Source organism: Streptomyces sp. NPDC002520 (assembly GCF_053595235.1).
The window spans coordinates 137,363-151,302 of record NZ_JBSFXG010000001.1; the positions used below are offsets into that span (position 1 = coordinate 137,363).

The 13,940-nt window shown below is 72.3% G+C and carries 10 protein-coding genes and 2 pseudogenes; 6 read left to right on the forward strand and 6 right to left on the reverse strand.

From position 1 onward, the window contains the following. Positions 1-44: 44 nt before the first annotated feature. Positions 45-2,682 (reverse strand): annotated as a pseudogene (locus ACWD5D_RS00570) (SpoIIE family protein phosphatase). Between the two features lie 419 nt (positions 2,683-3,101). On the opposite strand from ACWD5D_RS00570, the pseudogene ACWD5D_RS00575 reads away from it, so the two are divergent. Continuing rightward, positions 3,102-3,293, forward strand: a pseudogene (locus tag ACWD5D_RS00575) (thymidine kinase); the annotation flags it as partial. A gap of 43 nt (positions 3,294-3,336) precedes the next feature. Here ACWD5D_RS00575 and ACWD5D_RS00580 read toward each other — a convergent pair. Next, positions 3,337-4,128 (reverse strand): VOC family protein, encoded by a 792-nt coding sequence (locus ACWD5D_RS00580; protein WP_451370575.1) that lies wholly within the window; start codon positions 4,126-4,128, stop codon positions 3,337-3,339. Positions 4,129-4,443: 315 nt separating this feature from the next. On the opposite strand from ACWD5D_RS00580, the gene ACWD5D_RS00585 reads away from it, so the two are divergent. Beyond that, positions 4,444-5,295: a sulfurtransferase gene (locus tag ACWD5D_RS00585; protein WP_451370576.1), complete on the forward strand. Its 852-nt coding sequence runs from the start codon at positions 4,444-4,446 to the stop codon at positions 5,293-5,295. A 340-nt stretch (positions 5,296-5,635) separates the two neighbouring features. Here ACWD5D_RS00585 and sepH read toward each other — a convergent pair whose 3' ends face one another. Beyond that, a complete protein-coding gene (gene sepH, locus ACWD5D_RS00590; protein ID WP_451370577.1) occupies positions 5,636-6,676 on the reverse strand; it encodes a septation protein SepH in 1,041 nt (346 codons plus the stop codon). Between the two features lie 478 nt (positions 6,677-7,154). Between sepH and ACWD5D_RS00595 the strand changes: the two genes are divergently transcribed. Continuing rightward, positions 7,155-7,931 carry a hypothetical protein gene (locus ACWD5D_RS00595; RefSeq protein WP_451370578.1) on the forward strand — a complete coding sequence of 259 codons (777 nt, stop codon included), beginning with the start codon at positions 7,155-7,157 and terminating at the stop codon, positions 7,929-7,931. On the opposite strand, the gene ACWD5D_RS00600 is transcribed toward ACWD5D_RS00595, so the two are convergent. Together ACWD5D_RS00600 and ACWD5D_RS00605 are read right to left on the reverse strand one after the other, a co-directional pair. After that, positions 7,855-9,183: a D-arabinono-1,4-lactone oxidase gene (locus ACWD5D_RS00600; RefSeq protein ID WP_451370579.1), complete on the reverse strand. Its 1,329-nt coding sequence runs from the start codon at positions 9,181-9,183 to the stop codon at positions 7,855-7,857. The genes ACWD5D_RS00595 and ACWD5D_RS00600 overlap by 77 nt on opposite strands. Beyond that, positions 9,143-10,381 (reverse strand): MFS transporter, encoded by a 1,239-nt coding sequence (locus tag ACWD5D_RS00605; RefSeq protein ID WP_451370580.1) that lies wholly within the window; start codon positions 10,379-10,381, stop codon positions 9,143-9,145. The genes ACWD5D_RS00600 and ACWD5D_RS00605 overlap by 41 nt, the downstream gene beginning before the upstream one ends. Before the next feature lie 186 nt (positions 10,382-10,567). Here ACWD5D_RS00605 and ACWD5D_RS00610 point away from each other — a divergent pair, with 186 nt between their 5' ends. Further along, entirely contained in the window at positions 10,568-11,695 is a 1,128-nt protein-coding gene (locus ACWD5D_RS00610; RefSeq protein ID WP_451370581.1) for a ferrochelatase, read from the forward strand. An 8-nt stretch (positions 11,696-11,703) separates the two neighbouring features. Further along, the gene (locus ACWD5D_RS00615; protein WP_451370582.1) at positions 11,704-12,519 is read left to right on the forward strand and encodes an inositol monophosphatase family protein; all 816 of its coding nucleotides are present in this window, start codon (positions 11,704-11,706) and stop codon (positions 12,517-12,519) included. 178 nt (positions 12,520-12,697) lie between these two features. Here the strand turns inward: ACWD5D_RS00615 and ACWD5D_RS00620 are convergent, their stop codons facing one another. Then, positions 12,698-12,871 (reverse strand): hypothetical protein, encoded by a 174-nt coding sequence (locus ACWD5D_RS00620; RefSeq protein ID WP_451370583.1) that lies wholly within the window; start codon positions 12,869-12,871, stop codon positions 12,698-12,700. A 415-nt stretch (positions 12,872-13,286) separates the two neighbouring features. On the opposite strand from ACWD5D_RS00620, the gene ACWD5D_RS00625 reads away from it, so the two are divergent. Further along, positions 13,287-13,940 carry a response regulator transcription factor gene (locus tag ACWD5D_RS00625; RefSeq protein ID WP_451370584.1) on the forward strand — a complete coding sequence of 218 codons (654 nt, stop codon included), beginning with the start codon at positions 13,287-13,289 and terminating at the stop codon, positions 13,938-13,940.

Below are 13,940 nucleotides of genomic sequence, written 5' to 3' on the forward strand. Positions count from 1 at the left end.
GTCGCGAGAGTGGGGACGGTCGTTCCGGTCGGTGCCGACGCGTCTCAGAACACCGCTTCGAAGGCTTGCTCCGGCATCGCGGTCAGTGACTGCTCGCTCCAGATGACCTTGCCGCGGGCCGTGTACCTGGTGCCCCAGCGCTCGGCGAGCTGGGAGACCAGGAACAGCCCGCGGCCGCCCTCGTCCGTGGTGGCCGCGTAGCGCAGGTGCGGTGCCGTGCTGCTGCCGTCGGAAACCTCGCAGACCAGGCTGCGGTCCCGCAGCATGCGGACGTGGATCGGATCGGTCCCGTAGCGGACGGCGTTGGTGATCAGCTCGCTGAGGATCAGCTCAGTCGTGAAGGTCAGGTCCTCCAGCCCCCCAGGCGGTCAGCTGCTCGGCGCACTCGGAACGGACCTGGGAGACGGCGGCGGGGTCGGACCGCACGTCCCAGTCGGCCACCTGACCGGGCTCGAACAGATGCGTACGCGCGACGAGAAGCGCGATGTCGTCAGTCGGTCGCGTCGGCACCATCGTGTCGAAGACGGCCTGGCAGGTGTCCTCCGGTGAGCCGTCGACGCCCAGCAGGGAGCCCCGCAGCCGGGCGAACCCGTCCTCGAGGTCGCCGTCGCCGTTCTTGACGAGTCCGTCGGTGTAGAGCACCACCCGGGTGCCTGCCTCGAGCCGCAGTTCGACGGCCTCGAAGGGCAGGGCTCCCACGCCGAGCGGCAGACCCGCGGGCAGGTCGACGAACTCCGTGCTGCCGTCGGGTCTGACGAGCGCGGGCGGCGGGTGACCCGCCCGAGCCATGGTGCAGCCTCCGGAGCTGGGATCGTAGATCGCGTACAGGCAGGTGGCGCCGGTGACACCCGCACCGTCGACCTCGCCGGCGGCTGCCTCGTTCTGGTCGATCAGGACGACCAGCTCGTCGACGCGGGCGATCAGTTCGTCGGGCGGCAGGTCGAGGGTGGAGAAATTGAGTACGGCCGTCCGCAGCCGGCCCATGGTGGCCGCGGCGTGCAGCCCTTGGCCGACGACGTCGCCGACCACCAGCGCGACGCGGAATCCCGGCAGCGGGATCACGTCGAACCAGTCCCCGCCCACCCCCCGGAGCGCCGGCCGGTAGCGGTGCGCCACCTCCAGGGCGTTCTGCTCGGGCAGGCCGCGGGGCAGCAGGCTGCGCTGCAGCGTCTCGGCCATGCGGCGCTCGTGGGTGAAACGACGGGCGTTGTCGACGGAGATCGCCGCCCGGGCGGCCAACTCCTCGGCGAAGGAGACGTCGTCCTCCCCGAACGGCTCGGACTCCGCCGCACGCCAGAAGTTGGCCAGGCCCAGGACCAGGCCCCGGGCCTGCAGCGGCGCGGAGATCAGCGAGTGGATCCCGTATGCGAGAACCAGGTCGGCATTCGCCGGGTCGCGGGTTCGCCAGGTGTCTGCCCGGTGGAGATCGGCGGCGAGCGCGGCGTGCCCGGTCAGCAGACCGGTGCCCTCGGGCGTGGCGGGGACGAAGTTGATCAGCGAACCCACGGGGTACAGCGGGTGATCGTCCCGGATGCCGCTCACCGCCATACGGTGGACCTGCGGGGCCCCCGCGGTGCCGGTGCCCGGGAGCGGCTCATCGCCGCGCAGTACGGGGTCCGCCAGCTCGACCGTGGCGAAGTCCGCGAACCGCGGGACAGCCACATCCGCCAGCTCCTGTGCGGTCCGCTCCACGTCCAGGCTGGTGCCGACCCGCAGCCCGGCGTCGTAGAGCAGATGCAGCTGGGCCCGGGCCGCCTCGGCCTGCCCGGCCAGCGCGCTCAGCTCAGTGGTGTCCCGGATCGTCGCGACGCAACCGGGAAGTCCGCCGAACGGCTCGGTCGGGCGGCAGTTGACGGCGAGCAGCCGGTCCCCGGCCGCATGCACCTCGTCGGCGGCGACGCGCCCCGACGCCAGCAGCTCCGAAAGGCCCGAATCGAGGCCGAGCCCGGTGACCGGCCGCCCCTCCACATCAGGCGGCAGATCCAGCAACCGCCGGGCCTCGTCGTTCGCCAGCAGTACCCGTGCGTCCCCGTCGACGATCAGCACACCCTCGCGGACCGCGTGCAGCACCGCGTCGTGGTGCTCGTACATCCGCGTCATCTCGGCCGGTCCGAGCCCGTGCGTCTGGCGGCGCAGCCGCCGCCGCACCAGTGTCGCTCCGGTCGTGCCCACGGCGAGCGCGGCAGCCGCGCCGCCGAGGAGCACCGGCAGCTGGCGGGTCACCACATCGCCCACGTGCTGCACGGTGATGCCCACCGACACGAACCCGGCGACCGAGCCGTCAGGCCTTTTGACGGCCGCGGTCGTGTCGACGGTGTGGCCCAGGGGCGTACTGACGGTGAAGGTGGTCGGCCCCTTCCGGGCGTACTCGTACGGGCCGAGGACGTGGCGCCCGATCAGCTTGGGATCGGGATGGGTGTAGCGGATGCCCGCGGGATTGTAGATGACGACGTAGTCGAGGCCGGCGCTCTTCCGGGTCCGTTCGGCGATCGGCTGGAGCACCGCGGTCGGGTGGGGGCTGTCCAGGGCGCGCACCATCCCGGGGGCCTGCGACACCGCGATGGCGGCGGCGGCCGTGCGGTGTTCCGCGTCGCTCTTGCCGTAGCGCTGGGCTTGCAGGACGAGCGCCGCCAGCGCCGTGGCGACCAGCAGCACCACGACGGCCAGCAGCAACAGGAACATCTGCCCGGCGACACTGCGCACCCGCAGCCTGGAACGCAGCCGACGCCACGGCGACAGGTGTTCCTCCTGTCCACCCATGTCCTCGTTCCCGAGGGCGCTGCTGTGCTCTCGGTGCATCCGAGCCATCCCGTACATCGGGTCCACCCCCTTCCACGCTGCCACTTCGCCGAGAGGGACGCATTCCCGGGGTGTTCGACGAGGTCTTCGGCCAGGCGGAACGATGGTCCACGCCGGCACCATCGGCCGCCGACGAGCCCCGACGCTTGCTGAGCCGTGCGCTGCGCGGCCGGCCCGACGCCGATCGTGCGGGTCTTTACTTTCGTACGGCGGCTGATCAGCTGCTTTGCGGGCGGTCGTCTCTCGGGCGTGATCGCGGTTCATGGCTCCGCGACTGCTGTACTTGATCTTCTGCCGGCTACGGCGAGATCGTCGTCGAGGGCGCCCAGGTGGTCGTCGGCGACGTCAGCCACTCAGCGGGCGACGTCGACCACTTTGCGGGCGAGGTCGACTACGAAGCGCTGTGCAGGCGCCACGACCGGCGCCCGATGACCGCCGCCTCGGCCCACGCGGCGGCTCTGCCCCCGGACGTCCTGCCGGTGTCCCGGACCTGACCGCACCGAGCCCGCCCGGCGCTGTGTGCTCCGCGCTCAGCGTTCAGCGCGGGTCCTGGATCAGCGAGAACGGCGCCCCCTCCAGGTCCGCCACCGTCGCGACCCGCCCGTGCGCGCTGTCCCGGGGCGGCGTCAGGACCTGGCCGCCCAGGTCGACGACCTGCCGCACCGTCGCATCGGTGTTCTCGACCTGGAAGTACGTCAGCCAGTGCGAACCCCGGTCCCGGGGCAGCCCGTGGCCCACGCCGTGCAGGCCGGCCACCGGGCGCCCCTCGACGTGCAGGGTGACGTAGTCGAAGTCGGCGGAGACCACCGGATCCTCCTCGTACCCGAACACCGTCTCGTAGAACTTGGCGACGCTGACGGTCTCGTACGTCAGCAACTCGTTCCAGGCGGGTGTGCCGGGTACGCCGCTGAGGGCCGTGCCGGGGTGTGCCGCCCCCTGCCAGATACCGAAAACGGCCCCCGACGGGTCGGAGGCGATGGCCATCCGCCCGGCGTCGGGCTCCTCCAGCGGTCCGACGGCCACCGTGCCGCCGCACAGCCGCACCTGATCGGCCGTCCGGTCCACGTCGTCCGAGGCGAGGTAGGGCGTCCAGGCGACCGGCAGCCGCAGGTCCGGCGGCAGTTGGCCGATGCCCGCCACCTCGCGCCCGTCCAGGAGGGCGCGCACATAGGGGCCGAGCTCCTGCGGACCGGGTCCGAACTCCCAGCCGAACAGCTCCTGGTAGAACGCCTTGGTGTCGGCAAGGCCGTGCACCATCAGGGTCGCCCAGCAGGGCGCCCCGGGCGCGCGTGGCGCGCCCGGGACGGCCGACTCCCGTGCCTCGGTCATCGATCACTCTCTCCCCCGGCCCCTCACGGTGGCCGTGTCGCATCCGCCCGGATCGGACATGCAGCTGACGCGTGCACGTCCGTGCCGGTACCCACATCCTCCGTCGTGTCACATGCCACGCCGAGCCGCCGCTCGGTATCTCTCGCAAGGATGTCCGATCCGCCGCCTCTCGCCGCCTCCTGAAGGTGGACGGCTGGTGTCGGTCGGTCGTACAGCGCGTGCCCGATCCCGTACGCCTGGTGATCGAGCGGGTCCGGCCGAGCAGAGTAGCCGGACCTGGACGCCGGGGCCACCCCTGGCGTATGGATGGACGCCATGACAGCCATCATCACCGCGTCCGAACTCGCCCACGACCTCACCGGAGAGCGTCCGCCCGTCCTGCTGGACGTCCGCTGGCAGTTGACCATGGCGAAGGCCGCGGGAGTCCCCGCCTTCGACGGCCGGGCCGAGTACACGGCCGGCCACATCCCCGGCGCGGTCTTCGTCGACCTGGACGAGGAACTCGCCTCGGCTCCCGGTGAACGTGGCCGGCATCCGCTGCCGGACGTCGCGGAGTTCGGCGCGGCGATGCGCCACGCAGGCGTGTCGGCCGGCCGGCCGGTCGTCGTCTACGACGGCGGACAGGGCTGGGCCGCCGCGCGCGCGTGGTGGCTGCTGCGCTGGACGGGGCACCCGGACGTGCGGGTTCTCGACGGCGGGCTGGCGGCGTGGGAGGGCCCGCTGTCGACGGATGTGCCGGCCCCGGCCGAGGGCGACTTCGAACCGGCGCCGGGCGCCACGGAGTTGCTCGACGCGGACGGGGCCGCCGCCCTCGCGCGCGCGGGTGTGCTGCTGGACGCGCGCGCGGGGGAGCGCTACCGCGGCGAGGTGGAGCCGATCGACCGGGTCGGCGGGCACATCCCGGGCGCGGTGTCGGCGCCGACGACGGAGAACGTGGGCCCGGACGGCCGCTTCCTGCCCGCCGCCGATCTGTTGGACCGCTTCAAGGCCCTCGGGGTGTCCGAGGAGGCACCGGTGGGCGTGTACTGCGGCTCGGGCGTCTCGGCAGCGCACGAGGCGCTGGCCCTCGCGGTCGCGGGCATCCCGGCGGCCCTGTACGTCGGTTCCTGGTCCGAGTGGTCCTCCGACCCGTCCCGCCCGGTCGTGGTGGGCCCGGATCCGCAGTAGGCGGCCGTCGGCCGGAGGCGCGGTGGTGGCTGTCGGCCCGAGGCATGGTGGGCGGCCGTCGGCCCGACCGGCGACGGGTGGCAGCGTGCCGGGCCTGCGACGGGCGGCAGCGGGGCCCGGCCTGCGGTGGGAAACAGCGTGCTCGGCCTCCGATGGGAGACAGCGTGCTGACCGACCGTGGGACCCCGCGGACTTGGCGAGCCATGGGAAGCCGTGGCCTCCTGACGCAGAGTGGAAAGCCATGGGCCCGACCCGCCGGGGGCAGCCGAAATACCGCCGACGGCAGCAGAAAGTGGGGGCACACGCGCGTGCCCCCACTTCGAACGGACGTACGGTCCGTTTACTCCTGCTTCTTGCGCCGGGTGCCGAACACGATCTCGTCCCAGCTCGGGACGGCGGCCCGGCGGCCGGGGCGCACGCCGTCGGCTTCGGCCTGGCGGTCGGTGGAGCCGATGAGCCGGTCGCGGTGGCTGCCCACGGAGCGCGGCATGAGGACGTCCGCGTAGGCGGAGCCGGCCGATGCGGCGGGCGCCGGGGGCTCCTCCGTCGTGGGCTCCTCGGCGGGCTCCTCCGGGGTCTCCGACGGCCGCTCCGGGACCACCAGGTCGCCCCGGAAGCTCGGCACCGCCTCCAACAGGCTGGTCAACGAGTCCCGTTCGCTCGTGCTCTCCTCGGCGGGCTCGGACGCCTGCGCGGGCAGGCTCAGCCGCTCGCGGTCGACCCGCTCGAGAGCGCGGTCCATCGAACGCTCGCGCGGCAGCCGTGCGATGCGCGGCACGAAGGGGAAGCTCGGCTCCGGTACGGCGAGGTCGTCGGACTCGCCGATCAGCGAGCGGGCCTCCTCGTCGACGGCCTGGACGAGCCGCCGGGGCGGGTCGTACGTCCAGCTCGCCGAGTGCGGTTCGCCCGCGACCCGGTAGACGAGCAGGACCTCCCAGGTGCCGTCGTCCCGTCGCCAGGAATCCCACTGCACGGTGTCCTTCTCGGCACCGCGCAGCAACAGGCGTTCCTGGACGGCCTCGCCGAGCAGCGGGCCGGAGTTCTCACCGGGGCGGCGGACCGGGGTCTTGCGGGCGCGCTCGGCCATGAAGGCACGCTCGGCCAGCACCGGTCCCTCGAAGCGCCGGACCCGGTCGACGGGGATGCCGGCGAGTTGGGCGACCTCTTCCGCGGTGGCACCGGCACGTATACGGGCCTGGATGTCACGGGGGCGGAGATGGCTCTCGACCTCGATCTCGATCTGGCCGAGGCGGGGCCGGTCGCCGCGCACGGCGGCGCGCAGCCGCTCGTCGATCGGAAGCGTGTACTCCGTCGCGTCGGCAGCCTTGAGCACCAGCCGTGTGCCGTCATTCGAGACGGCCACGACACGCAGTTCGGGCATGGGGACCTCCCGGGTGGTGCCTGCCGACGTCACGTGCGTCGCTGCTTCCGCTAGTCGAGTGTGGCCTGCCCGGGTGCAGCCTGCCACAACCTTGCCGAGTTGCCCGGCGTGTCGGGCACGGGCCCTGGATCGCCGTTATGGCACGGTTACCTGTTGGCAACGCTAAGTGACGAATTCTGTCACCCTGTGCAACTAGCCCCCTCCCGGCGGTCCTGCAAGGCCCCGGACACCCTGGTGGGAGACCGGACCCAGGGCTCGCAACAGTACTCCATTTGGACCACGGGCGTGGATTGGCGCGCCGCCCAACTTCTGGCAAGGGCTGCGACTTGGCGGTGGGCAAGCTGTTGTGCCGGTCACGAACGTGGCGAACTTCACGTAATGCACAGAAACGGAACTATTGGTTTCGTCCGTACGTCCCTCTCTCGTGCAGGCGGTCGGTCCATGGCGATCGGGTACGGGAACGGAGGCAGTCGCGGGTATGGGTGAAGCACCCGATGCGGGTCGGAAGCGGATCGATCTGAGCGTCCCCCAGGTCGCGAGCAGTGCGCTGGCGGCGGTCGTGGCGGCAAAGCTGGCCTCCAGCTTCGGGGTGTACGGCACGATCCTCGGCGCCGGAGTCGTCAGCGTCGTCGCCACCTGCGGCGGCTCCGTCCTCCAGCACTTCTTCCGGCGGACCGGGGAGCAGATCCGTGAGGCGTCCGGCACCGGCCGGCCGCAGGGGGAAGCGGCGAAGGACCAGGAGGCACCGGCCGCGGGGGAGTTCGGCGAGGGGACCGTCTACCGCGCGCGCGTGAAGAGCTGGAAGCGCCCGGTCCTCGCGGCCGCCGTCGTCTTCGGCGTCACCATGGCCGGCATCACGACGTACGAGCTGGTGTCCGGCAGCAGCTTCAGCGGCGGCAGGGGTACGACGGTCAGCGACGCCGTCGGCGGCAAGGGCCCCTCCGTGTCGAGGCCCGGCGCGGATTCCGGATCGAACTCCGGTGACACCGGTTCCTCCCGGTCCCCGGCGGACACGCCCCGTGAGGGCGGCGCCCCGTTCGGCGACGGCGCCGCGACCCGGTCGGTGACGCCCGCGCCGAGCGACTCCCCGAGCGACTCCCCGAGCGACTCCCCGAGCGGGGAGCCGAGCGGCGCACCGGCCACCGCGACTCCCACGCCCGGCGCGCCCACGGCCACGCCTACGACCCCAGAACCCTCCGCAAGTAGTCGTTCTGGAACAGCCGTTCCGGGTCAAGTCGGTCCCGCAACGCCGTGAACTCGCCGAAGCGCGGGTACACCTCGGCGAAGTACGCCGCGTCCCGCGTGTGCACCTTGCCCCAGTGCGGCCGGCCCTCGTGCGCGGTGAAGATGCGCTCGGCGGCGGTGAAGTAGGCCTGGTACGGCGTGCCCCGGAACATGTGGACGGCGATGTAGGCGCTGTCCCGGCCGGAGGCGGTGGACAGGGTGATGTCGTCGGCCGGGGCGGTGCGCACCTCGACCGGGAAGCTGACGCGCAGGCCGGAGCGGTTGACCATGGCCTTCAGCTCGCGCAGCGTCTCGACCAGGGCCGCGCGCGGGACGGCGTACTCCATCTCCACGAAGCGCACCCGGCGCGGCGAGGTGAAGACCTTGTAAGGGATGTCGGTGTACGTCCGCGCGGACAGTGCCTTGCTGGAGATCTGCGCGATCGCCGGGACGGTCGTGGGCGCGGCGCGGCCGACCCACTGGGCCATCTGAAAGACGCCGTTGGAGAGGAACTCGTCCTCGAACCAGCCGGCCACTTGCCCCACCGGCTGCTCCGGGCCCGCGCTGCGGTTGTTGCGCTTGGTGTTGGTGTTGCCGGTGTGCGGGAACCAGTAGAACTCGAAGTGCTCGTTCTCGGCCCACAGTTGGTCGAACTCGGCGAGGACCCGGTCGAGGGGCATCGGCTCCTCGCGGGCGTTGAGCAGGAACAGCGGCTCGACGGCGAACGTGATCGCGGTGACGACGCCGAGCGCGCCGAGGCCGATGCGGGCGGCGGCGAAGACGGCGCGTTCCTCCTCGGTCCCCGTCTCCGAGCACGTGAGCACCGAGCCGTCCGCCGTGACCAGTTCGAGCGCCTTGATCTGGGCGGCTATGGACGCGGATTCCCGGCCGGTGCCGTGCGTGCCCGTGCTCGTGGCCCCCGAGACGGTCTGCTCCATGATGTCGCCCATGTTGGTGAGCGACAGCCCCTCGCGCGCCAGGGCCGCGTTGAGTCGCTTGAGCGGGGTGCCCGCCTCCACGGTGACGGTCATGGCATCGCGGTCGATGTTGCGCACACCCGTCAACAGTTGAGGGCGGATCAACATGCCGTCGGTGGCGGCGATGGACGTGAACGAGTGGCCGGTTCCGACCGCCTTCACCTTCAGGCCGTCCTCGGCGGCCTTGCGCACCGCGGCCGCCAGTTCCTCCACCGAGGCCGGCGTGACCTGCCGGGCGGGCCGGGCGGACACATTGCCGGCCCAGTTACGCCAAGTGCCGTTCCTGCCGCTCGTTGTGGTGCTCAACGGTGCCTCCCCGACCCGCGGCCGGCCTGCGCAGCCGGCGGTACCCGAGGAAACCGACCGTGACCGCGACGGCCCCGGACGCGACCGGAACCCCGTACCCGGCGCGTGCACCGGCTGCGTCGATCACCCAGCCGGCCGCGGAGGAGCCGAGCGCGACCCCGACCGCGAGGCCGGTGCTCACCCAGGTCATGCCCTCGGTGAGGTTCGCGCGAGGTACGTGCTTTTCGATGAGGGACATCGTCGTGATCATCGTCGGTGCGATGGACAGCCCCGCAACGAACAGCGCCACGGCCAGAAGCGGCAGGTTTCCGACCAGTAGGAGGGGGATCATACTCACGGCCATCGTCACCACGCCCAGCAGCCAGCGGCGTTCCGGCGCCCCGCCCGGACGCAGCAGCCCGAAGACCATGCCGGCCACGCAGGAGCCGGCGGCGTACAGGGCGAGCACCACGCTCGCGGCGCCCTTGTGGCCGCGTTCGTCGGCGAAGGCCACGGTGACCACGTCGACCGCGCCGAAGACGGCCCCGGTCGCGGCGAAGGTCGCCACCAGCACCTGGAGTCCGGGCGAGCGCAGCGCGCTGCCGCCGCCCTGCTGCGCGCGCGGGTGCGGCTCGGGCTCGGTGGCGCGCTGGGTGGTCAGCCAGAAGACGCCGACGGCGAGGAAGCAGGCGGCCAGCAGCGGTCCCGCCTCCGGGAACCAGGCCGTGGAAAGGCCGATGGAGATGATCGGCCCGAAGATGAAGCACGTCTCGTCGACGACCGACTCGAACGAGTAGGCGGTGTGCAGCTTCGGGGTCCCCGCGTACAGGGCGGCCCAGCGGGCCCTGATCATCGCGCCCAGGCTCGGCACCGAACCGATGCCGGCGGCACACACGAACAGCGTCCAGTCCGGCCACCGCAGATGCGCGGCGAGCAGCAGACCGGTCGCCGCCGCGAGGGCCGCCAGGGTCGCGGGGCGCAGCACCCGGCGCTGCCCGTGCTGGTCCACCAGCCGGGATATCTGCGGTCCGATGACGGCGGCGGACAGCGCGATGGTGGCCGAGAGCGCGCCGGCGAGGCCGTAGCGCCCGGAGATCTGGGAGACCATCGTGACCACGCCGATGCCCATCATCGACAGCGGCATCCGGCCGAGGAACCCGGCGGCGGAGAAGGCCTTCGTGCCGGGTTCGGCGAACAGGGCGCGGTAAGGGCTGGGCACGTGGTCTCCGGAGCGGGGCTCGTAAGGCGCGAATGCGGTTGATACAGCTTACGGGCGAGGTGAACCTCATCGCACTAGGGATGACAGTCGCGCGAAGTAGCCGGATATACCGGACCAAACCATCTGGAACTCGACTCTTCACCCCGTCGTTGCCCGGCTGTCAGCGCCGGGTGGGAGGATCAAGACATGCCAGACGCGCTCGATGCCACTCCGTACGACGCCCTGCTCCTGCTCTCCTTCGGAGGCCCCGAAGGCCCCGACGACGTGGTCCCGTTCCTGGAGAACGTCACCCGCGGGCGCGGCATCCCCAAGGAACGCCTCAAGGAGGTCGGGCAGCACTACTTCCTCTTCGGCGGGGTCAGCCCGATCAACGGCCAGAACCGCGCCCTGCTCGACGTCCTCCGCAAGGACTTCGCCGAGCACGGCCTGGATCTGCCGGTCTACTGGGGCAACCGCAACTGGGCGCCGTACCTCACGGACACCCTGCGCGAGATGGCCGCCGACGGCCGCCGCCGCGTCCTGGTGCTCGCCACCAGCGCCTACGCCTCCTACTCGGGCTGCCGCCAGTACCGCGAGAACCTCGCCGACGCGCTCGCCACGCTGGAGGCCGAGGGCCTCGAGCCGCCCCGGATCGACAAGCTGCGGCACTACTTCAACCACCCGGGCTTCGTCGAGCCCATGGTGGACGGCGTCCTGCGCTCCCTCGCCGACCTCCCCGGGGATGTGCGCGACGGCGCCCACCTCGCCTTCACCACCCACTCCATCCCGACCGCCGCCGCCGACACCTCCGGCCCGGTCGAGGCCCACGGTGAGGGCGGCGCGTACGTCGAGCAGCACCTGGACGTGGCCCAGCTGATCGCCGACGCGGTCCGCGAACGCACGGGCGTCGGCCACCCCTGGCGGCTCGTCTACCAGTCCCGCTCCGGCGCCCCGCAGATCCCCTGGCTGGAGCCGGACATCTGCGACCACCTCGAGGAGCGGCAGGCCGCCGGCGCCCCGGCCGTCGTCATGGCGCCCATCGGCTTCGTCTCCGACCACATGGAGGTCCTCTACGACCTCGACACCGAGGCGACGGCCAAGGCCGAGGAGCTGGGCCTGCCGGTGCGCCGCTCGGCCACCGTGGGCGCCGACCCGCGCTTCGCCGCGGCCGTCCGCGAGCTGATCCTGGAGCGGGCCGGCGCGGAGCGGGGCCAGGACGTCACGCCGTGCGCCCTCGGCGCGCTCGGCGCGAGCCACGACGTCTGCCCGGTCGGCTGCTGCCCGTCCCGCACCCCCCGCCCGGCCGCCGCGGGCGCCGACAGCCCGTACGCGTGAGGAGACCCGTGAGCGACACCCTGCACAGGGAACTGCTGGAACTCGCCCAGGAGGCCGCCCGCAGCGCCGGCGAGCTGCTGCGGGACGGCCGCCCGGCCGACCTCGCGGTGGCCAGGACCAAGTCCAGCCCGATCGACGTCGTCACCGAGATGGACATCGCGGCGGAGAAGCTGATCACCGATCTGATCTCCGCCCGCCGTCCCGGCGACGGCTTCCTCGGTGAGGAGGGCGCCGCCACCGAGGGAACCAGCGGCATCCGCTGGGTGATCGACCCGCTCGACGGCACCGTCAACTACCTGTACGGGCTGCCGACCTGGGCCGTGTCCATCGCGGCCGAGCAGGACGGCGAGACCGTCGTCGGAGTCGTCGCGGCCCCGATGCGCGGCGAGACATACCACGCGGTGCGCGGCGCGGGTGCCCGGGCCACGGGCGCGTGGGAGGGGGAGCGGGTGCTGTCCTGCCGCCCCGCGCCCCCGCTGGACCAGGCGCTGGTGTCCACCGGGTTCAACTACGTCGCCGAGGTCCGCGCCCACCAGGCCGAGGTGGCCGCCCGGCTGATCCCGCTGCTGCGGGACATCCGGCGCGGCGGCTCGGCGGCGGTCGACCTGTGCGACGTGGCCTGCGGCCGGCTGGACGGGTACTTCGAGCGGGGACTCAACGCGTGGGACTTCGCCGCGGGTGACCTGATCGCCAGGGAGGCCGGCGCCCTGACCGGTGGACGGCCCGGAGAGCGGCCCTCACGGGACCTGACCGTCGCGGGTACGCCGGGGGTCTTCGAGCCCCTCCAGCGGCTGCTGGAGGACTTCGGAGCGTGGCACGACTGACGGTGCGGGCGGCACGGGCGAGCAGGTGCCGCCCGGCGGGGGCGCGGCGCCGTCGAGCAGATGGCGCCCGGCAGATGGCGCGGCACCGGGGAGCGGTACGCCCCGCGCGGGACACGGAGACGGGAAAACCCCCGGCGCTGGATTCGCCGGGGGTTTCCTCGTGTGCGCTTCGGGTCGGTCAGACGCGTGACGCGCCGACTTCCACACCGTGTTCGGCGGCGAGGCGTCGCAGGTCGTCGAGCTCGGCCTGCTCCACCTCGACGAGGAAGTCGTCGCCCTCGTCACGGGCCCGCGAGATGTCGGACTCGGTCGCCCTTATGCGCTGCAGAAGTCCTGCGGTGAATGCGTCCATGTGCGCCCCCTCGTCCTGGGTCGTGGGTCGGTGGCACGGGGGTGTGCCGGTTGAGAAGGGGCGATCACGGCTCTCGCGGGTGCCCAGCGACGCCCTGCTGGGCGGCGACGGTGCCGGACACCCACGCCAACTCTGCGGAAGCGGACCGTGAAGTACCACATGGTGCTGCGGCACATGCAGAGCGTGATCGCGGGGTGTACCAGCCGTCCTCCCCCTGCTCCTTCTCCCGGAAACCTCAACACATGGAGAAAATCTCGTATTCCCGCCCCGCCGCCCCCGTCTCTGCGGCCCCGGCCCCCGTCTTACAGCCGACTTATGGCCGAAAAGGGCAGGATGGACGTCACACTCCCACGGACCCCCCTGCCCGCAGGCGCCCTGGTGCGCCGCGCGGGTGGACACAGGAAGGACAAGCGACGTGCGCGTACTCGTCGTCGAGGACGAGCAGCTGCTCGCCGATGCGGTGGCCACCGGACTGCGCCGGGAGGCCATGGCCGTCGACGTCGTGTACGACGGTGCGGCCGCCCTTGAGCGCATCGGCGTCAACGACTACGACGTGATCGTCCTCGACCGCGACCTCCCCCTCGTGCACGGCGACGACGTCTGCCGCAAGGTCGTGGAGCTGGGCATGCCCACGCGCGTGCTCATGCTCACCGCCTCCGGCGACGTCAGCGACCGCGTCGAGGGCCTGGAGATCGGCGCCGACGACTACCTCCCCAAGCCGTTCGCGTTCAGTGAGCTGATCGCGCGCGTGCGCGCCCTCGGACGGCGGACGAGCATGCCCCTGCCGCCGGTCCTGGAGCGCGCCGGGATCAAGCTCGACCCCAACCGCCGCGAGGTCTTCCGCGACGGCAAGGAGATCCAGCTCGCCCCCAAGGAGTTCGCGGTCCTGGAGGTGCTGATGCGCAGCGAGGGCGCCGTCGTCTCGGCCGAGCAGCTGCTGGAGAAGGCCTGGGACGAGAACACCGACCCGTTCACCAACGTCGTGCGCGTGACGGTCATGACGCTGCGCCGCAAGCTCGGTGAGCCGCCCGTCATCGTGACGGTGCCCGGCTCCGGCTACCGGATCTGA